Origin of the sequence: Bifidobacterium sp. M3-N-101, from assembly GCF_023656805.1 — a bacterium.
Taxonomy (GTDB): domain Bacteria; phylum Actinomycetota; class Actinomycetes; order Actinomycetales; family Bifidobacteriaceae; genus Bifidobacterium; species Bifidobacterium breve.
In genome coordinates this window covers 138010-156377 of record NZ_JAMOKQ010000004.1, presented here as the reverse complement: position 1 = coordinate 156377, position 18368 = coordinate 138010, and the positions used below count along the sequence as shown (strand labels likewise).

Here is an 18368-nt window from a genome sequence, read left to right as displayed (position 1 = left end):
TTGTCTCGCCTGCCTACAAACGCAACGATTGTACTTAGAGGTCGAGATACCAGTAGGACATATCACGCATGGTGCCGGTGGAGTCGGTGGCGGCGGCGGGCATGAGGCCGAACTGGGTGAAGCCGAATCGTCGCATGAGGGCGATTGAGCCGGCGTTGTCGGCAAAGATGATGCCGCAGGCTTTGCGCATGTGACGGGCGCGGGCCTCGCGTAGGAGATTGTCCAGCATGAACGTGCCCACTCCCCTGCCTTGCCATGCGGGGGCGATGTAGTAGGCGAGATCGGTGACGCCGTCATAGCCGGCACGATCGTAGAACACGGAGAGCGAACCAAAGCCGATGACTTGCCCGCCCTCTGATTCCGCCACGAATACGCCATATGGAGGTTTATGGGATTCGACCCACGCACGGCGCTGGTCGAGGGTGCGCGGAGTCAGGTCCGCGGTGGCTCCGCCGACCACCACCGAGGCGTTGTAGATGTCGGTGATGGCTTGGATATCAGACTCGACGGCTGGACGGAAAGTGTATGGCATGACTCCAGACAATAGCATGGCTCCCGCTGGCGGGAGCTGTCGCGGTTTATCCGCGACTGAGGGTGATAGCATTAGTCACTCTTGACCACCCTCAGTCAGCTGCGCTGACAGCTCCCGCCAGCGGGAGCCACCTTGTTTCGGTGAACTACTTGTCGAGCTCTATGGCCTTGTTGAGGGCTTCTTCGAGCTGCTGTTGGGCCTTGCCGTAGGCGGTCCAATCGCCGTTCTTCATGGCGGACTGGCTGTCTTTCATGGCTTGGGCGGCATCGTTCAATGCCTGCTGGAGTTCGGGACTGCGAGCGGTGCCGGACTGCCCGGATGACGTGCCAGAATCCGACTTGCCGTCCGTGGTGCCGGACTGGCCATCAGACTGGGACTGGTCGCCGGAGGTGTCGGAACCGGACTGATTGCTGGCATCCTGTCCGCCGGTGTTCGAGGAGTCGGATGATCCGTCGCCAGACACATTCTCGGCATCGCCGGCCGCTGCACCGGAGTCACCACCGAACACCTGATCGAGCGCCTCATCAAGCGTGTCGGCAAAGCCGACCTGATCGCCGAATGCCACCAGCGTCTTCTTCAGCAGCGGGAACGACGTGGCACCCGAAGACTTGACGTACACGGGCTGCACATACACCAGGCCACCACCGAGCGGCAGGGTGAGCAGGTTGCCTCGCACCACCTGCGTGTCACCGGACTGCAACAAGTTCAGTTCCTTGGACACATCGGCATTGGCGTTGAAATTGTTCTGCGCCTGGCCGGGGCCCGGCACATTCGAATCCTTGGGCAGCTCCTGCAATCGGATGGTGCCGTAATTCGGTCCTATCTTGCCTTTCTCATTACCGGCGTCGGAGTCGACCGAAAGGAATCCGGTCAGAATCTCTCGAGTGGACTGGCCGGCCGGAATATAGGTGGAGGTCAGCGAGAACACCGGCTCCTTGGTGCCACCGGTCTGCAAGGTCAGGTAGTAGGGCGGCTGCAGGATGTCCTGATCCTGCTGGGACTGTGATTCGGTGGGGTCGACCGGCGTCTGCCAGAAGTCCTCGCCCGAGTAGTACTGGTTGGCGGAAGTCACATGGTACTTGGAGAGCAGTTCGCGCTGCACCTTGAACAGGCTTTCCGGGTAACGCAGGTGACTCATCAGGTCACCGGAGATTTCGGACAACTGGTGATACTGGCCGGGGAAGATCTTCTCCCACGCCTTGATCACCGGGTCGGATTGATCCCACACATACAGGTCCACGGAACCGTCGTATGCGTCCACAGTGGCCTTGACCGAATTACGGATATAGTTGGCCTGCTGCGAACCCAGGCTGGACACCGTCGACGAAGACACCGTGGTGGAGTCCTTGGTGGCATTGCCGAGATCGGTCATCTGCGAATACGGGTAGGCGTCGGAGGTGGTGTAGCCATCGACGACCCACTTGACGCGGCCATCGACCACAGCTGGGTACACACGGCCGTCAAGCGTCAGGTACGGCGCGACCTTGGCCACACGTTCCTTTGGGGAACGGTCGTAGAGAATCTGGGATTCGCTGGTCACACGGTCGGAGAACAGAATCTGGTCCGAACCGAAGCGGATTGCATAGAGAATCCGAGAGAACAGGTTGCCGACCGACGGTCCGCCATCGCCCTTGAACGTGGTCAAAGCGCCTTCGGAACCGGTCGGGTAATCGAATTCCCAAGCCTGCGTGCCTTCAGGTGCGCCGACAATCGAGTATTCGGTGGTGTTCGGCGAGAAGTAGATGCGTGGCTCGTACTTTTCGGACTCGGTGAGCTTGCCTTGGGTGGGGATGCCCGATTCAAAGAATTCGGGCTGGCCGTCGGCAGTCACCTTGTTGCCGTAAGCGGCCACCACGCCATAACCATGGGTGTACACGGTGTGGTCGTTGACCCAGTTGCGGTTGTCGTTGCCAGCCAGGTCAAGCTCACGCGCGGCGATCACGGTGTCTTGGGAGACGCCATCAATCTCATACTTATCGACGGCAAGCGTGTCGGCGAAGGTGTAGTACTGCTTGGACTGCTGCAGCTGCTTGAACGTGGGGCTGACGACCTGCGGGTCGAGCAGACGAATCTGCGCGGTGGTGTCGGCCTCCTTGGCCAGTGCACCTTGCTCGCCCTTGTCGGTCACCTTGTACTGCTCGGTTTTGAGCTTGTCGAGACCGTAAGCGGCGCGAGTGGCGTCGATGTTGCGCTGGATATAGGTGGATTCCATCTCCTGCGCATTCGGGTTGACGCGGAAACGTTGCAGCAGCATGGGCCAAGCGATGGTGAGCACCATGCCGACCACCACGGTGACGGCGATGGCAGTTACCGGCACGCGCCAGGCCTTGAGAGCAGCAGAGGCACGCACACCGATGGACGCCTGGCCTTCAAGCGCATGGGACTGCATCAGCCATACGCCCAGCACCACGCCAAGGATGGCGGTCAATGCGGCCATGATGAAGGTGACGGGAATGTTGGCATGCACTGCGGTGTAGGAAGCGCCAGTGATACGCGAGCCCTGCACGGTGAGCTGTTCGAAAACACCCAGTACCTGACGTACGGACCACGCAAGCATGTTAAGAATCAGCCAGATGCCGAGCTGACGGCGAGCGCGTTTGGTGATGGAGAACAGGCCACGGCCGTTGACCGGCATGGTGATGCGGATGCCGCCCATCAGCACATGCGTGACCAATGAGAACACGAGGCCTACGCCCAGCAGCATGGCCACGGCTGCGAGCACGAGCTTCAGGCCAGGCAGTACGAACACGTAGAAGCCGTTGTCGAGTCCGAACTGCGGGTCTGTGGTACCGAACTTCTGCGCGTTGAACATAAGCAGGATCTCGCTCCAGTTCGCGTTGAACTGGGAGCCGAAAATCACGCCGACAATCAGCGAAATCACCACGGCCACGCGACGTGCGGTCTTGGAGCTCGCCGATTTGCCGACTTCCACCACATCACCGTTGATGCGAATCGTGGAGCCATCCGCGGAGTCCGGGCGAGCGCGAATGGCCAGCCATGCGGCGATAAAACCAGTCAAGGCCATCAGCAATGCGTATGCCACCCATAGACCGATTTTCACGCCGAGTTGGGTCCACACCACAGATTGGAAGCCGAGCTGTCCGTACCACATCAGATCGGTGATGAATCGGGACAGACCGAAGAACAGTGCGACGATGATGACCAGTGCCAGCACCACGCCGATGAATATTTTGGTGCCTCGGCTGTTGCCATGGCTGCCGGAGGGTCTGCGGGGCAAGCGCGGACCGGCCGGACCTCGCCCTGAGGGGTTGGAGCCATTCCTGTTGGGGGTGTCTCCATCGGCCTCAACATTAAGAATGATCGGATCATCATCATTCGAGTTATTGCGCCGGGAACCGCCGCCATTGCCGAACAGTATTGAGAAAGGGTCATTAAAAGACATGATTCAAGCGTAGCGAAAGGTCGGGAAAGTAGGTTATGCCCTGAGCACAGCGCACTGGATTTCGGCTTGTATTCAGCTTGGCGGGTTCCTCACAAACCCTGAACACATACTGCCAGCGGATTGCCAGCAAGCTGTATGAGATTCCCCTATGCTGGAAGATTATGAGCAATCGTCCTGAGCAACCGTCGGCGCACCCCTATCGGGATGGCCATAGGACTTCGCATTGGGACGTGTTGGTCGGATCCGTATTGTGTGTACTGGCGCTGGTAGTCACGGCGCTGTATGGATGGCGCATCGGCTGGTTTGCATCGATGACTGGAAATGATGCCGCGGCAAGTTCCGCTACAGCAGACGCTGCACGGAACACTCCGCAGCAGTTGGCACGTTCGGCGGCCCCCAAGCCGGATCCCTCCCCTGCCAGCAAAGCTCATCGCATGGTCAATGCCATGGATATGGACACTCGAATTGGTCAGTTGGTGATGGCACCGCTGTATGCCGGCAACGACCCGGCCTCACTGGCTTCACTCATCGCCGACCGCCATGTGGGATCGGTGCTCATCATCGGCAAATGGACCGGAGGGGTTGCTTCGGTGCGGGCTGCGGACGACCAGTTGCAGGGGTATGCCCCGGTGATAACCGCCTGATTATCTCCACCGATCAAGAGGGAGGCTGGGTACAGCATCTGACCGGCCCTGGTTTTGATCGGATGCCCACGGCAGTGGATCAGGGAACCATGTCGACCGATCAGTTACGTCAATCGGCCAGCGTATGGGGCTCACAGCTGGCAGCCGCCGGCATTAACGTCGATCTTGCACCCGTGCTGGGCACGGTAGTGGCGAATCGGGCCGCCAACGCCCCCATTGGTGCGCTCTATCGCGATTTCGGACTGGACGCGGAAGGCAACGCGGCTCATGGCACGGCGTTTGTGCAGGGCATGGCCGATGCCGGAGTCCAGTCCGCCATCAAACATTATCCGGGATTGGGCGCGGTGACCGACAACACGGATTTCACCGCCGACGGCATCCTGGATACGACCACCACCTTGGATGGCACGGAAATCAAAGCGTTTGACACCACCATTGACCAGGCCAACCCTGCCATGGTGATGATGGCATTGGCCACCTATCAGGCCATTGACCCCAATAATCCCGCGGTGTTTTCCTCAATCATCATCGACGGGCATCTTCGCGGCGATCTGGGATATGACGGCGTAGTGATTTCGGATTCGATGTCGGCAGCGGCTGTGAGCGCCTATGACACCACTCAATTGGGAGTCAAACTCGTGGAAGCCGGCGGCGATTTGGTCTGCATCGGAGACACCAACTATGTCGTGCCGATTCTGGATGGATTGTCTACGCGGGCGGCATCGGATCCCGCCTTCGCCAATAAGGTCACTCAGTCGGCGATTCGTGTGATGACGTTGAAAATCAAGATGGGATTGGCCTAAACGATCCGCTGCGGTTGCCGTCAGTGCTGCTTGGAATACAGGCCATGCTTGCCGATGTACTGCACCACGCCGTCCGGCACCAGATACCAGACCGGCTCATCATGTTCGGCACGACGGCGCACATCGGTTGAGGAGATGGCCAAAGCCGGTATTTCCAGGGTATCGACCTTACCTTCAGGCAGCGTGACGCCATCCGGGCTGGAATATCCGGGGCGCGTGACGGCCACGAAGTGGGCAAGATCCCACATCAAGTCGGCGTCCTTCCACTGCATGATCTCAGCCACGGCATCAGCACCGGTGATGAAGAACAACTCTGCATCGGGATGCTGGGCTCGAATGTCTTTAAGCGTATCGATGGTGTAGGTGACACCTGGACGGTCGATATCCACGCGAGACACGGTGAACTTGGGGTTGGATGCCGTGGCAATCACTGTCATCAGATAGCGGTCCTCGGCGTTGGTGACTTCCTTATCAAGCTTGAATACAGGCCGACCCGTGGGCACGAAAATCACTTCATCAAGGTCGTACACCCATGCGACTTCGGACGCCGCGACCAAGTGGCCGTTGTGAATCGGGTCGAATGTGCCGCCCATAATGCCGATGCGCAGACGCGTGTGCCAATTGCCGCGCGCGGAAAGGCGACCTTTGCCATGGCTGTTCGCGCCGCCCGGCACAGACAGATCAGACATACGCCGTTCGGCTTCGCCCTGTGCGACAGCGATGATTTCAGCCGGATCGCTGCTGCTCATGCCTTGCCGCCTTCGCCGCCTTCGTTGGCGCTTTCGGTTTCCTGCTCGATTTCATTGGCGGTGGGATTGTCTTCCTTGGGATCGATCTTACCCATGTCTTCGTCCCACTCATCCTGCACCACGCGGCGAATCTCAGCGAACGTAGGCAGAGGGAAGTCCGGCTGATACAGTCGACGGACCTCGGCCACGCGTTCGGTGATGCGAATCAGCGTGTCCGTCATGCCATCGATATCGCCATCATGCTCCATCTGCGTGTATTTGGCGATGTAGCTTTCCATCAGATCCATGTGTTCGCGCACGGTTTTGAGCTGGGCATCAGTCAAATCCGCAATCTCCGGGGATTCATTCTCCGGCCAACCGATAAGCACTGCATCCGCGTACTCGAGCGACGCTCGCTGCGCCGCCGAAGCGATGCCATCCTCAATCTGCACGAGAAACACGTAGCGCACAATGCTCAGACGCTCAGCCGCAATCTTGAGATTGAGTTTGGGATCGTTGAGCTCAATATCCGGCCGTAGCTCAACTGCGGCGTTGTCCTCGCTCTTCACATTCTCGCTCATGCGCGCACCTGCCCCGTTCCATAGCCAATCCACTTCGTGGTGGTCATTTCCCTCAAGCCCATGGGTCCGCGCGCGTGCATCTTTTGGGTGGAGATGCCGAGCTCGGCGCCGAATCCGAACACACCGCCATCAGTGAAACGGGTGGAGGCGTTGACCATGACCACGGCCGAGTCGATGCGCTTGGTGAATTCCTCGATGGCCGCATAGTCCTCGGCAATGATGGATTCGGTGTGACCGGTGGAATGAGTGTTGATATGGTCGATAGCCGCTTCTAGGTCCGGCACCACCTTAATACCCATCTTGAGCGCCAGGTATTCGGTATCCCAGTCCTCCTCGGTGGCATGATTCAGTTCAAGCCCTTCAATGGCGGCACCTTCGAGGATGTCGTACGAAGTTTCATCCGCTTGCAGCACGACGTTCGCCTGCGTCAACGCTACGGCGATCTGAGGCAGGAATTCAGCGGCGACGTCCTCATGCACCAGCAGTTTCTCGGCCGCATTGCACACACCCACACGCTGGGTTTTGGCGTTCAACACAATCGGAATGGCCTTGACGAGGTCTGCGGACCTGTCGATATAGATATGAACGTTGCCGGCACCAGTCTCAATAACCGGCACCTTGGAATTGCGCACCACGGCTTGGATGAGCCCCGCACCGCCGCGTGGCACCAACACATCGATATGGCCACGGGCCTCCATCATGGCGGTGGCGCCGGCACGGCCGTACTGGTCGACGGACTGCACCAGAGCCGAATCAAAACCGTGAGCTTCCAGCACTGGAGCGATAACGCTCAAGGTGGCGGCATTGGTACGTTCGGCGGCATGCCCACCTCGCAGCAGCGCAGCATTACCGGACTTCAGGCACAGGCTGGCCACGTCAACAGTGACGTTGGGGCGAGCTTCGTAAATCATGCCGATGACACCCATGGGCACGCGCGTTTGGGTGAGGCGCAATCCGTTAGGCAGGTTGTAGCCGCGCACGATTTCACCAACCGGATCGGGCAACGTTGCCACATGGCGCACGCCTTGGGCTGCGGCGGCCACGCGCGGCGTATCGAAAAGCAGGCGATCGAGCTTGCCCGCGTCCATGCCGTTTTCCTTGGATTCAAGCATGTCCAGCGCATTGGCGGCCTCGATATCGGCGGCATGCTCGTCCAGCGCATCCGCAATGGCCAGCAGCAGCTCGTTCTTGGCTTCGGCGTTCGCCTGGGCAAGGCGTTGCTGTGCGCTCGCGGCCTGATCGGCCTGACGGCACACCGCGTCGAATACCTCAGGACTCAGTTCATCACTCATAACATTCAAGCCTAACTCACCAAATGGTCTAACGCAGCGTAATTTCCGTGGTTATTGCGCCCCCACGGCTATATTTTCTGACCTTTTGCCCTCATCACTATCCCTCCAGCATCCTTCAGCGACAGAATTTCAGGAAATGACCCCTATACTTCTAAATTTCTGTCGCTCAGCTCCGCTCAGCGTCAGAATTCTCGGAAATAAACCCATTAATCCTAAATTTCTGTCACTGAGTACTTCTTAGCGACAGAAATTTAGGAGCATAGGACGAATTTCCTGAATTTCTGCCGCTAGACAGACAAAACGAGACGTCCGCGACATCTGACCGAGGCAGACGATAGAATAATGAAGATTTGTAGTATCTTTCATTCCCGAGAATAAGGATTCAACCGTGGCTACCACCTTCCATTCCACTCGCAGCACCACCGATTCGCTGACCGCCAAGCAGGCGATTCGTAAGGGCATTGCCGACGACGGCGGCCTGTTCGTCTCGGACGCATTGGGCGAGACCAAGGTGGATGTCGCCTCGCTGCCGGGCAAGACCTACCAGCAGATCGCCGCCGAAGTGCTGGGCGCGCTGCTGCCCGACTTCACCGCCGAGGAACTGGGCCAGTGCATCGCCGATGCCTACGGCGAGCAGTGGTCCGACGAGCGTATCACTCCATTGAAGCCTCTGGGTGACGATTACGTGCTCGAACTGTTCAACGGTCCAACCTCCGCATTCAAGGATGTGGCCCTGCAAATTCTGCCGCGTTTCATGGCGCACACCACGCCAGCCGACGGCGACGCGGACGAGAAGATCATGATTCTCACCGCCACCTCCGGCGACACCGGCAAGGCCGCGCTGGCCGGCTTCGCGGACGCTCCGGGCACCGCGATCACCGTCTTCTACCCGGAAGGCAAGGTTTCTCAGGTCCAGGAGCTGCAGATGACCACGCAGGCCGGCTCGAACGTGCAGGTGGCCGCTGTGGAAGGCAACTTCGACGACGCCCAGTCCGCGGTCAAGCGCATCTTTGGCGACCGTGCCCTGGCCGAGCGCCTCGCCGGCAATTCGCACGTGGTGCTTTCCTCCGCCAACTCCATCAATGTGGGCCGTCTGGTGCCGCAGGTCGTCTACTACTTCTCCGCCTACGCCCAGCTGCTAGTCGATCAGGTGATCAACGTTGGCGATGAGGTCGAGTTCGTGGTCCCGACCGGCAACTTCGGCGATATCCTCGCCGGCTACTACGCCAAGCTGCTCGGCCTGCCGGTCAAGCACCTCGTGGTGGCTTCCGACAAGAACAACGTGCTGTTCGACTTCCTGACCACCGGTACCTACAACCGTCAGCGCCCGTTCTTCCAGACCATCTCCCCCTCGATGGACATCCTCATCTCCTCCAACCTGGAGCGCATGCTGTACTACTTGTCCGAGGGCGACACACGCTTGATCTCCATGCTGATGAACGATCTCAACCAGTGGGGCACGTACGAGATTCCAGAAGAGCTGCTGGCCAAGATTCGCCAGATCTTCGGCACCGGTTGGGCCGACGAGGACCAGGTGCGCGAATCCATCAAGCACTGCTGGGATGAGAACCACTACGTAATCGACCCGCACACCGCCTGCGGCTACTACCTGCTTGAGCAGATGCCGCGCGACCCGCTGACCCCGCGTGTGCTGCTCTCCACCGCCAGCCCCTACAAGTTCCCGCGTGTGGTGAACGAGGCTCTGGGCTTCGACGCCACCGGCACCGACTTCGAATGCATGGACGTGCTGGCCCGCGAGACCGGCACCACCGCCCCGGCCGCCTTGCGTGGGCTCGAGACCGCCGACGTGCGTTTCAAGGACGTCGTGGCCATCGACGGCATGGAGGACTACGTAGAAAAGGCCGCCCAGTCACTGTAATAGTCCACGTGACGTTTGTATAACGGTCATTTTTTGAAACCGATACGTGCTTTACCGGCGCGTATCGGTTTTTTGATGCCGCAAGCCAAGCGTCCGAGTATGCACGGGCATTGTCAGGCATGTGTCAGGCGTTGTTTTCTTGTGAGCTTCCGTTAATTAGTACCGAATTACCTGCAACGAATATTCAGTTCGGTCAATTGTCGAGTCATTGCAGGTATAAAGGGTCGAATTAGATCCGCCAGAACGTCCAATTCTCGTATCTCTCATATATTGCAGGTATTTCGGTACCAATTACGGAGCATTTTTGCAGGTAGAAAGGGCTCATTTAGCCAATTGCAGGTATAAGGGTGCGAGTTACGGCGCAAAATCGCCCATAACTCACACCCTTATACCTGCAACCTCAATAACGTAAAAAAATACGCTTACAAAAGCACGGGCAATCCTTATCCCGGAGGTAAAGATAGAGAAACGGCTATATGTCCATATCGTGGAGCGGAAGGTCCGTCCGAGTTTATAAGTGGTTTATAAAAACATATAAACTTGATGAAGAAGGAAACATTATTTACTGATTTCAGAAAAATAGCCTCAGGCCAAAACGGTCTGAGGCTATTAATTTTATGCAAATATAATCTCCTTGTTTACCACTTCGATAGCTGCGTTGCGGATTGAGTTCATTTTACCCACCCACACCATTTGGTTCTTTGTCTTTAATTGCTCAGTTACACCCTGCATTTTCGCCATTTCTTTTACCAAGCGAGAAAACATATTTTCTGCTTGCTCGTTAATATCGGCAAGATAAGCGTTCAAATTTCCGCTTGTAAGCAAGTTTGTATAAGTCACTCGCTTATGGTCTTGTAAATAGCGTTTATGCCGCTGTCCCCATATGCCAATAGGTTGTGTTTCTTCTTCGGTTGGTAGGGCAAGGTCGGGTAGATAGTAATCGCCTTGTAGGGTATAAGTGCCTCCGAGTTGTTCAAATAATGATTTCATTGCAGTCCCCTCCAAATTTAAGTTTTAGATTTTCTGCAATATACCGTACCGATTGTCTTTACCATTTGTTTTCAAAATCTTCGTTACGGCACCTCATCATTCCTGTCGGTCTCTTTTCATTCGCGGTCGGACAAATGCGCGGCTAGAGTTCTTTGGCTCGGTAGATGCGGATGGCTATAAGCATGGAGCCAAAATATGCGAGCAGACACAGCACGGCGAGAACAAGCGCCGTATGCCACCAGATCGTCAGGAAATCGGTAATATTCAGCAAAAGCCATTGCCAGTCAACAGGCAATCGAGCCAGCAGCGCAATGACGGCATACAAGCCAACCATGACCGCGACAGAGGCCACCATCATCTTGCGGAAGGTGAACCGGTATGCACAGGCCAGCAGCACCGACCCAAGAATGATAGCCAAAGCGAAGATGAAAGCACCTGCTGCCAAGGTACCGATCCACCCCATATCTGCTATATCGCCAAAGACAATGAAGACGCCGCCGCATATCACCACGTCCAAAGCCCAGAGCAGGCCAACCACCAACAGAAAAAGGTACCGACCTACAACTTGTGCAGTGCGTGAAACAGGAATCAGCCCTCGCATGGCACTGTGCCCTGCAGATTCCTCGGATGACGCAGGCCCCAATGCACTCATACATGCCATCGTCGATGCCAAACCTCCGAGTCCGCCCATCAGACCACTGGCAACGTGTTCATCGACGTGGGTCGATATCATCACCAGCGATACCACGATAGACAGCATCGGGAGAGCCAGCAGAAATACCATATTCGCCACGCTAAACAGACCCATCCCGGCACAATCGAATCGACATTGCTTTACTACGGATTTCCAGTTCATCGTCACCATTCCCTTGAAGCAAATATGCGAGAGGCAATTACATACGAGATTCCATATGCCACAACCGTCGTTGTCAATACCGCAATAACCAGCCACAATCGTTGCGCGATGATGGCATTCGCGGCATGGGCCAATCCTCTGGTCACCGAAGCAGGCAAAATAGATAGCAGTATGGATACAGCCAATGCAACGACATAGATCACCATCATCGTGACTTGAAGACCGCCTAGTTTGGTCCACAGATAACCCGTGGGCACGATAAGCGCGACCATCAGCGCGGTGCAGAAACCTCCCAACGGCGCCGCCCACAGATTGCCCGCGAATGACCAATCTGGATTGACCAGCACTTGCAACCCGTCAATCAGAACAATCATCGCTATCGACAATACGGAAATCACCAATCCAACCACATATCGCGCGGCCACCTGACTCTTCCTCGAAGCCGGAATAATGCCACGAAGTCGATATCCGTTCTGTAAGTCAGCAACCGCCATGGTTAGCACCCACATGGCGCAGGTGAATACCGTCATGATGACACCCATGCGATAGCCGAAGCCATCACCATAAGCTTCACCTTGAAAGATGACGGAGAACAACGGTGCCAACAACAACGAGAACACAGTCCGTACGTCGACGCACAGGTAGGCCATATCGACGCGCAATGCAGTGGTCAATGCATGTTGCCGAGACCGCGACACCCTCAGTATTGCCTCCATGGCCGCTCACCTCCCGCTCAAGTCACGATTGGAATCATGGGCATTGGTCAGTCGAATGATGTCATCAATGGAAGCCGATTCAACGACAAGCCCCGAAACCACCGACGCAACAGCATCAAGCCTGTCTGACCGGACCAGCGCATCGAATCCGGTGGCATACGTATGTGAGCCCAGCACTACGTCCGCAGGCAGTTGTGCCAGTTCGTCTGGACCGCCCTTAATCAGGCGGAACGATTCCTCAAACTCGTCTTTCGGACCGGTGTAGTAGAGACGGCCATCGGTGATGTAGGTAATGAAGTCAGCAGCACGTTCGAGGTCGGCAGTGATATGGGTGCTGAACAGTACCGAATGTTCGCCATCCTCAATGTAGGCATGCAGGATATCCATGAGTTCGTCGCGGGCAAGCACATCGAGTCCGCTGGTCGGCTCGTCGAGAATCAGCAGCTTGGCGTCATGGCTCAATGCGATGGCCAGCATCAGCTTCATCTGCATGCCGCGGGAAAGATCCTTGATATGTTTCTTGCCGTTCTGTGCGTCACCAAGGCCAAAAGTATCCAGATACTTGTGATAGCATCCACCGTCCCATGATGGATACAGTGGCGCAACGATACGTTCAATGTTCTTGACTTGCCACTGTTCATGCATGTAGCTGAAGTCGAACACCACGCCGAGTTGTTCTTTGACGGGCTCCTCGTTGGCGATGTTGTCGAGGCCGAGCACGTGAATCGAACCGGCGTCGCGGTGGATCATGTTGAGGATGAGTTTGATGAGGGTGGATTTGCCGGCGCCGTTCGGGCCGATCAGTCCCATGATGTAGCCCTTGGGCAGGTCGAAGGTCACGTCGTCCAGCGTGAAGCCGGAATCATAGTGTTTGGTGACGTCGGTGACCTGCAACGCCATCGCGTCGGATTCGGATATGGCGGTCATGTCCATGGTCCTTTCTTGAGGTTATTCCTTGCGGTATTCCTCTTCGAGCATGCGGTCCAATGCGTTCAGCGGAATGCCGGCGGCTTTGGCGCCCCGGCTTGCCTCGGCCAGGCTTTCACGAATCTGGGTTTCGAGCTGACGTTGCATCAGTTCGTTGCCCTTGTCCATCACGAAAGTGCCTTTGCCTTGAATGTTCTGCACCACGCCCTCATCGGCCAGTTCGTTGTACGCCCTGGTGACGGTGAGTACGGAGATGCGCAGCTCCTTGGCGAGTTTCCTCAAGGACGGCAGGGCCTCGCCCGCCTTCAACTCGCCGCTGAGCACCGCCGAACGGATTTGGGTTTTGATTTGCTCGTAGATGGGTTCACCGGACACGGATGAGATGATCAGTTTCATCTATGCCCCTTTCGATTGTGGTTGACTAGCACCCCAGCTGTTTAGCTGTTATACAACACAGTATAACCGTTCTGCTTAACTGTCAAGGTGTGTTACATAACAGCTAAACAGTGAACAAACACCTCGCCAACATACAGTGTCGAAACATGGGCCGTGCTTACAATGGCCTCGGAAAGAGGTACCTATACCGAACAACGCCGTTACGCTACGCCATACCGAACCGAACGATTATCCGGAACTTGAGATCTGGTGGAACGATCACGCCATCGCCGACGATTGCCGTCATACGATGGAGAAAGTGCCGGACAAGACCATCGACCAGATGTTCCATACGTGGAGCGACGAGGATGACGATCGGCGCTTCGGCCGCACGACCCTCGGCCCGGACGGGCATCCGGTGGGCCATATCATCGCCAAGGACTGCACCGCGCCCGACCACAACGCCACGATGACTATTCTCATCGGCCCGTACTACCAGAACCACGGGTACGGCAGCTTGGCGATGAAGCTCGGCATCAAGCTGGCCCCGAGCAGCTTGGCGCGAAGACCATCACGCTGAAGGCGTGGTCGTTCAACCTGCGGGCACGTCATATGTATGAGTCATTGAGATTCAAAGAGACGGGTCGCGCGGAGCACGCAGTGGAGCGTGGCGGTCATTGGTTCGATGAGGTGGTGTACGACGCGCCGGTCAGCATGCTGCTGGAGCGTATCGCCGCTGAGGAGTCCGCGCGTGCGGAGGGCGAGAAGCTGGAAGAGCAACGGCTTGAGGCCGAAAGGCAGTCTGACAGGATTGCTCGACGGTAAGGACTGAGTAAGCGCAAGTGGAATCGGGCTGTGCCCGATATTGAATCGCACGGCTCATGCCACGACTTTTCTCCCCCACCCGCTTCGCAGGAGCCCCTCATCAGAGGGACTTATTGTAGGTGCTTACAACGAACGTGGGGCGTCGTGAAAATCAAAGAGGACGCCGTCCGCGATATCGCAGATTTCGGGCCAGTCGGCATCAGACGAATCGTCGTGCATGGCCCATACCTTCATACCGACCGACTTGGCTGATTTGATACCGACCAGCAGGTCTTCAAACACCGTGCAATCAGCGGGCTTGGCGCCCAGCCGCTCGGCGGCGAGCAGATATACGTCAGGCTGGTCCTTGCCGACATCATTGGCGTCATCGACGGAGACGATGTCATCGAACATGTCGAGCATGCCGACATGTCGCAACGCCGGCTCTCGCAGCTGCGGTGGCAACGATGTGGCAACGCCCATCTTCACCCCGGCACTCTTGAGATCACGCAGATAGTCGAGCGCGCCGGGCTTGGCCTCCACTGTGGTGGAATAGGCCACGCGGGCCATATCGTCCCATTCCTGCATCAGCTCCTCAGGCGTGTCCTTGAGGCCGAAACGCGCAATGGTGTATTCCGCGATCTGCTGGAACTGCATGGAGGAGACCTTGATCATGTAATCCGGCGGCACCTCAATGCCCCTCTTGCCGAGAAAGTCGATGTCTACCTGGTCCCAGACGCCCATGGAGTCGAGCAGGGTTCCGTCGAGGTCGAATATGGCTGCTTTGGTCATAGTGCGGAATCCTTCAGCAATTCGCGGGCATGGTCCAAGGACGCTTCGGATTCACTGCCGGAGAGCATACGGGCGATTTCATGGACGCGTTGGTCGTCGCGCACTTCGCAGACGGTGGTCGCAACACCAGCCGCCTCATCGCCCGAGTCCTGCGATTCCTTGGACACCACGAACTGAGCGTCCGCCCAAGAAGCCACCTGTGCCAGATGGGTGACCACAATGACCTGTGCGTTGCGAGCCAATCGCGCGAGCCTTTTGCCCAATTCGACCGCGGCTTTGCCTCCCACGCCAGCATCGACCTCATCAAAGATGAAGGTCTGATCGCTGCCGCCACGGACATCCGCCGCCACGAGTTCCAGAGCCAGCATCAATCGGCTGAGCTCGCCGCCCGAAGCGCTTTTGCCCATCGGCAACTGCGCAGAACCCTCAAACGGGGTGAACAGGAAAGCGATGTCGTCACGACCGTACGGCCCGAGAGGACCGGTATCCCCCGCCGAATCGCCAGCCACCGCGTCACGGTCGTTTTTATAGCCGTCGCTTAATTCTCGAGGGGTGACGCGTACCTCAAGGGACGCACCAGACATGGCCAATGAGCTCAACTCATCGGTCACACGGGCGTCCAGCGATGCGGCAGCCTTGGTACGGGCGGCGCTCAACGTATCGGCAGCAGCCAAAGCCGCACTGTACAGCGACTGTCGTTCGGCCTCCAGTTCGGCTACTTTCTCCGGCGAGGCGTCCAGGTCCTCCAAGTCGAACGTGGCCTTGTCACGCCACGCAATCACATCCGCCAAGGTCGGCCCCCAACGGCGAGTGAGTTCGTTCAGCTCGTGAATCCGCCCGTTGATCTGGTCAAGGTCTTCGACACTGCCCTCATCGCCCAATTCTTGAGTGAGCGAGAACACTACGTCACCCAAATCGGCATTGATGGATTCCAATCGATCTGCCTGCTCGGCGAACTCGCCGCCGACGCGAATCGCACGCAACGAAGTCACCGCATGGTTAATGAGATCTACGGCCGACGCACCACCCGCATCGGCATCCACCTGTGAGGCATCCAACGCGCCCAACGCCGCGCCCACTCCTTGGGCGATATCGGCCGCGTTCTCGATACGCTCGCGACGCGACTTCAGTTCTTCGTCCTCCCCCAGCTGCGGATTGGTACGGTTGATACGGTCGATGGATTCACGCAAATAGTCCGCCTGCTGACGAGCGGAGGACTCCTGCGAGCGCAGTCGCCCCAACCGCTCATCCATGGCGGTCAGCTCATTCCATGCCTGCCGGTAAGCGTCAAGCTCCACCTCGTCGCCGGCCACACGATCAAGGAATTCTCGTTGACGTGCGGCGGAGGCAATTTTCAGCTGATCGGCCTGCCCGTGAATGGTCACCAATTCTCCGGCAATGGAACCGAGCACAGATCGCGGCACGGATTTGCCGCCAAGTACGGCACGAGATCGGCCGGAAGCCGGCACAGTGCGAGAGAGGAACAGCTCACCGTCTTCGGGTTCGACGCCCGCATCGCGAGCTCGGGCAACAGCCGCCGCGACCCCAATGAGGGCCGCAGGATCGCCGTCATCGGCATCACGTGAAGAATCGTCCTGACCATGGTTCCCGGAGTCTGCGGCTAGAGCATCATCGTCCAGCGCAAAAATCGCCTGCGCCCATGCCTCGTCTGCTCCTGCGGCGACCCGCGAGGATTCGGCCGTATCGCCGGACACCAGACGAATGGCGGACAGCAGCATGGATTTGCCCGCACCGGTTTCGCCGGTGATGGCCGTCATGCCACGGGCGGGCGCGATGGAGGCTTCTCGAATCGGCCCTAGGTTACGAATATCGAGTTCTTCGAGCATCAGCCCTCCGCCTTGCCGTTATGCTCGTCCGTCCTATCAGACACGGCATCAGCGGCAGTCGGGAACGTGTGTCCGTGATGCAGTGGCTGGCCCGAGGCCTCATTGCGTGCATGCTCACGCCAACCAACCACAGGCAGATCGAACTTGGAGACCAGACGGTTGGTGAACGGCACACCGGAGAGTCGGGCGAGGCGCAAGGTATCGCGCGATTCGCGCACCATGACGCGCGTACCCTGCGGCAGGGCGCGCTGGCGGCGGCCATCGCAGCAGATCCAGCCTTCGGACATGGAATCGTCCAGGATATCGATGGTGAAGGTCGAGCCGGAGCCGATGATCAGCGGCCTGGCGAACAACGCATGCGCGGCCAACGGAATCAGCTGCAAAGCCTTGACGTTCGGCCAAATCACAGGACCGCCGGCGGAAAAGGCATAGGCCGTGGAACCGGTGGGCGTGGAGACGATGATGCCATCGGCGCCGAAGGAGTTCATTTCCACATCGTCCACGCGAATGGAGAGCTCCACCATCTTGCCGCGGTCGGCGCGTTCCAAAGTGATATCGTTCAGCGCCCAATCCTCGATGGGTTTGGTGGCACCGGGCAGCCAGACATCAACATGGGCGATCATGCGCTCGTCAATGGAATAGTCATGTTCGGCCACGCGCCGAATCGCCTCGTCGATCTGGAAGCTCTCGAATTCGGCCAGGAAGCCGACATGCCCCATGTTCACGCCGAGAATCGGCACCTGGGTGCAATGCACGAGCTCGGCCGCGCGAAGAATCGTGCCGTCGCCGCCCAGCACCACGACGATTTCCGTGTCGTCCGTCACGCATGCGGGACTTACGCCGAAATCCGGAGCTTCGGTGTTATCGATAATCGTGACTTCAAAGCCGGCGCTGCGCAGCTGGCTCACCGCCTCGGACACCACTGTGCCGGACTGCCTGAGCCTGGTATGCGTCACCACAACCGCATTGCGCTTGGCCATGACATCCTCCTATTGAATCGGTCGCACTGATGACTATCCTAATCATCGCCTGAGCCATCGGCCACATCACGTCACCGGCCCTCGGACATCAGACAAGGCCAACATATGGGCGTCGATACTATTGCACACCGCATGCTGTTCCACGGAGTCGATTATCGCGAGGCTTCGGCTTACAATTACAGCCATACACCATTACGCCATCAGTATGGTGGGAAGCAG

16 protein-coding genes and 1 pseudogene are annotated in these 18368 nt (G+C 57.8%); 4 read left to right on the top strand and 13 right to left on the bottom strand.

From position 1 onward, the window contains the following. Positions 1 to 34: 34 nt before the first annotated feature. Together NBH12_RS04320 and NBH12_RS04315 are read right to left on the bottom strand one after the other, a co-directional pair. Positions 35 to 532 (bottom strand): GNAT family N-acetyltransferase, encoded by a 498-nt coding sequence (locus NBH12_RS04320; RefSeq protein ID WP_025301142.1) that lies wholly within the window; start codon positions 530 to 532, stop codon positions 35 to 37. A gap of 145 nt (positions 533 to 677) precedes the next feature. Continuing rightward, on the bottom strand, positions 678 to 3935 hold the full coding sequence (locus NBH12_RS04315; RefSeq protein ID WP_025299704.1) for a UPF0182 family membrane protein: 3258 nt from the start codon (positions 3933 to 3935) through the stop codon (positions 678 to 680). Positions 3936 to 4096: 161 nt separating this feature from the next. On the opposite strand from NBH12_RS04315, the pseudogene NBH12_RS04310 reads away from it, so the two are divergent. Next, positions 4097 to 5382: pseudogene (locus NBH12_RS04310) on the top strand (glycoside hydrolase family 3 N-terminal domain-containing protein). Between the two features lie 20 nt (positions 5383 to 5402). On the opposite strand, the gene nadD reads toward NBH12_RS04310, so the two are convergent. The 3 genes from nadD to NBH12_RS04295 are packed head-to-tail and all read right to left on the bottom strand — an operon-like array spanning position 5403 to position 7983. Further along, complete coding sequence (nadD, locus tag NBH12_RS04305; protein WP_003831229.1) at positions 5403 to 6131, bottom strand: nicotinate-nucleotide adenylyltransferase; 729 nt, start codon at positions 6129 to 6131, stop codon at positions 5403 to 5405. After that, positions 6128 to 6691, bottom strand: a complete 564-nt coding sequence (locus NBH12_RS04300; protein WP_065456825.1) for a phosphoribosylglycinamide synthetase — start codon at positions 6689 to 6691, stop codon at positions 6128 to 6130. The genes nadD and NBH12_RS04300 overlap by 4 nt, the downstream gene beginning before the upstream one ends. Beyond that, positions 6688 to 7983: a glutamate-5-semialdehyde dehydrogenase gene (locus tag NBH12_RS04295; protein WP_065463955.1), complete on the bottom strand. Its 1296-nt coding sequence runs from the start codon at positions 7981 to 7983 to the stop codon at positions 6688 to 6690. Before NBH12_RS04295 ends, NBH12_RS04300 begins: the two co-directional genes overlap by 4 nt. A gap of 388 nt (positions 7984 to 8371) precedes the next feature. Here NBH12_RS04295 and thrC point away from each other — a divergent pair, with 388 nt between their 5' ends. Next, a complete protein-coding gene (thrC, locus tag NBH12_RS04290) occupies positions 8372 to 9862 on the top strand; it encodes a threonine synthase (RefSeq protein ID WP_250819209.1) in 1491 nt (496 codons plus the stop codon). A 615-nt stretch (positions 9863 to 10477) separates the two neighbouring features. Here the strand turns inward: thrC and NBH12_RS04285 are convergent. The 5 genes from NBH12_RS04285 to NBH12_RS04265 all read right to left on the bottom strand — a co-directional run bounded on the left by NBH12_RS04285 (position 10478) and on the right by NBH12_RS04265 (position 13747). After that, positions 10478 to 10852, bottom strand: coding sequence for a TnpV protein (locus tag NBH12_RS04285; protein WP_003828863.1), 375 nt, complete (start codon positions 10850 to 10852; stop codon positions 10478 to 10480). A 142-nt stretch (positions 10853 to 10994) separates the two neighbouring features. Continuing rightward, a complete protein-coding gene (locus NBH12_RS04280; protein ID WP_025262895.1) occupies positions 10995 to 11708 on the bottom strand; it encodes an ABC-2 transporter permease in 714 nt (237 codons plus the stop codon). A gap of 2 nt (positions 11709 to 11710) precedes the next feature. Continuing rightward, positions 11711 to 12424 carry an ABC-2 transporter permease gene (locus NBH12_RS04275; RefSeq protein WP_003828859.1) on the bottom strand — a complete coding sequence of 238 codons (714 nt, stop codon included), beginning with the start codon at positions 12422 to 12424 and terminating at the stop codon, positions 11711 to 11713. A 6-nt stretch (positions 12425 to 12430) separates the two neighbouring features. Further along, positions 12431 to 13351 (bottom strand): ABC transporter ATP-binding protein, encoded by a 921-nt coding sequence (locus NBH12_RS04270; RefSeq protein ID WP_014485765.1) that lies wholly within the window; start codon positions 13349 to 13351, stop codon positions 12431 to 12433. Positions 13352 to 13372: 21 nt separating this feature from the next. After that, positions 13373 to 13747 (bottom strand): GntR family transcriptional regulator, encoded by a 375-nt coding sequence (locus NBH12_RS04265; protein ID WP_003828856.1) that lies wholly within the window; start codon positions 13745 to 13747, stop codon positions 13373 to 13375. 136 nt (positions 13748 to 13883) lie between these two features. Here NBH12_RS04265 and NBH12_RS04260 point away from each other — a divergent pair, with 136 nt between their 5' ends. Further along, the gene (locus NBH12_RS04260) at positions 13884 to 14306 is read left to right on the top strand and encodes a GNAT family N-acetyltransferase (protein ID WP_250819208.1); all 423 of its coding nucleotides are present in this window, start codon (positions 13884 to 13886) and stop codon (positions 14304 to 14306) included. Between the two features lie 44 nt (positions 14307 to 14350). Continuing rightward, a complete protein-coding gene (locus tag NBH12_RS04255; protein ID WP_241487521.1) occupies positions 14351 to 14551 on the top strand; it encodes a hypothetical protein in 201 nt (66 codons plus the stop codon). A gap of 123 nt (positions 14552 to 14674) precedes the next feature. Here the strand turns inward: NBH12_RS04255 and NBH12_RS04250 are convergent, their stop codons facing one another. Genes NBH12_RS04250 through NBH12_RS04240 form a run of 3 tightly spaced genes read right to left on the bottom strand, consistent with a single transcriptional unit; the run spans position 14675 to position 18149 of the window. After that, positions 14675 to 15322, bottom strand: a complete 648-nt coding sequence (locus NBH12_RS04250; RefSeq protein ID WP_052787674.1) for an HAD family hydrolase — start codon at positions 15320 to 15322, stop codon at positions 14675 to 14677. After that, positions 15319 to 17169 (bottom strand): DNA repair protein RecN, encoded by a 1851-nt coding sequence (gene recN, locus NBH12_RS04245; RefSeq protein WP_052829105.1) that lies wholly within the window; start codon positions 17167 to 17169, stop codon positions 15319 to 15321. Before recN ends, NBH12_RS04250 begins: the two co-directional genes overlap by 4 nt. Beyond that, on the bottom strand, positions 17169 to 18149 hold the full coding sequence (locus tag NBH12_RS04240) for an NAD kinase (RefSeq protein WP_115786031.1): 981 nt from the start codon (positions 18147 to 18149) through the stop codon (positions 17169 to 17171). Before NBH12_RS04240 ends, recN begins: the two co-directional genes overlap by 1 nt. Positions 18150 to 18368: the final 219 nt, after the last annotated feature.

What these genes read in the sequence shown, in the direction of transcription:
- NBH12_RS04275 (WP_003828859.1), bottom strand. Translation starts at nt 12,424, where the DNA reads ATGGAGGCAATACTGAGGGTGTCGCGGTCTCGGCAACATGCATTGACC.
- NBH12_RS04295 (WP_065463955.1), bottom strand. Translation starts at nt 7,983, where the DNA reads ATGAGTGATGAACTGAGTCCTGAGGTATTCGACGCGGTGTGCCGTCAG.
- NBH12_RS04270 (WP_014485765.1), bottom strand. Translation starts at nt 13,351, where the DNA reads ATGACCGCCATATCCGAATCCGACGCGATGGCGTTGCAGGTCACCGAC.
- NBH12_RS04280 (WP_025262895.1), bottom strand. Translation starts at nt 11,708, where the DNA reads ATGAACTGGAAATCCGTAGTAAAGCAATGTCGATTCGATTGTGCCGGG.
- NBH12_RS04250 (WP_052787674.1), bottom strand. Translation starts at nt 15,322, where the DNA reads ATGACCAAAGCAGCCATATTCGACCTCGACGGAACCCTGCTCGACTCC.
- NBH12_RS04315 (WP_025299704.1), bottom strand. Translation starts at nt 3,935, where the DNA reads ATGTCTTTTAATGACCCTTTCTCAATACTGTTCGGCAATGGCGGCGGT.
- nadD (WP_003831229.1), bottom strand. Translation starts at nt 6,131, where the DNA reads ATGAGCAGCAGCGATCCGGCTGAAATCATCGCTGTCGCACAGGGCGAA.
- recN (WP_052829105.1), bottom strand. Translation starts at nt 17,169, where the DNA reads ATGCTCGAAGAACTCGATATTCGTAACCTAGGGCCGATTCGAGAAGCC.
- NBH12_RS04285 (WP_003828863.1), bottom strand. Translation starts at nt 10,852, where the DNA reads ATGAAATCATTATTTGAACAACTCGGAGGCACTTATACCCTACAAGGC.
- NBH12_RS04300 (WP_065456825.1), bottom strand. Translation starts at nt 6,691, where the DNA reads ATGAGCGAGAATGTGAAGAGCGAGGACAACGCCGCAGTTGAGCTACGG.
- NBH12_RS04265 (WP_003828856.1), bottom strand. Translation starts at nt 13,747, where the DNA reads ATGAAACTGATCATCTCATCCGTGTCCGGTGAACCCATCTACGAGCAA.
- NBH12_RS04320 (WP_025301142.1), bottom strand. Translation starts at nt 532, where the DNA reads ATGCCATACACTTTCCGTCCAGCCGTCGAGTCTGATATCCAAGCCATC.
- NBH12_RS04240 (WP_115786031.1), bottom strand. Translation starts at nt 18,149, where the DNA reads ATGGCCAAGCGCAATGCGGTTGTGGTGACGCATACCAGGCTCAGGCAG.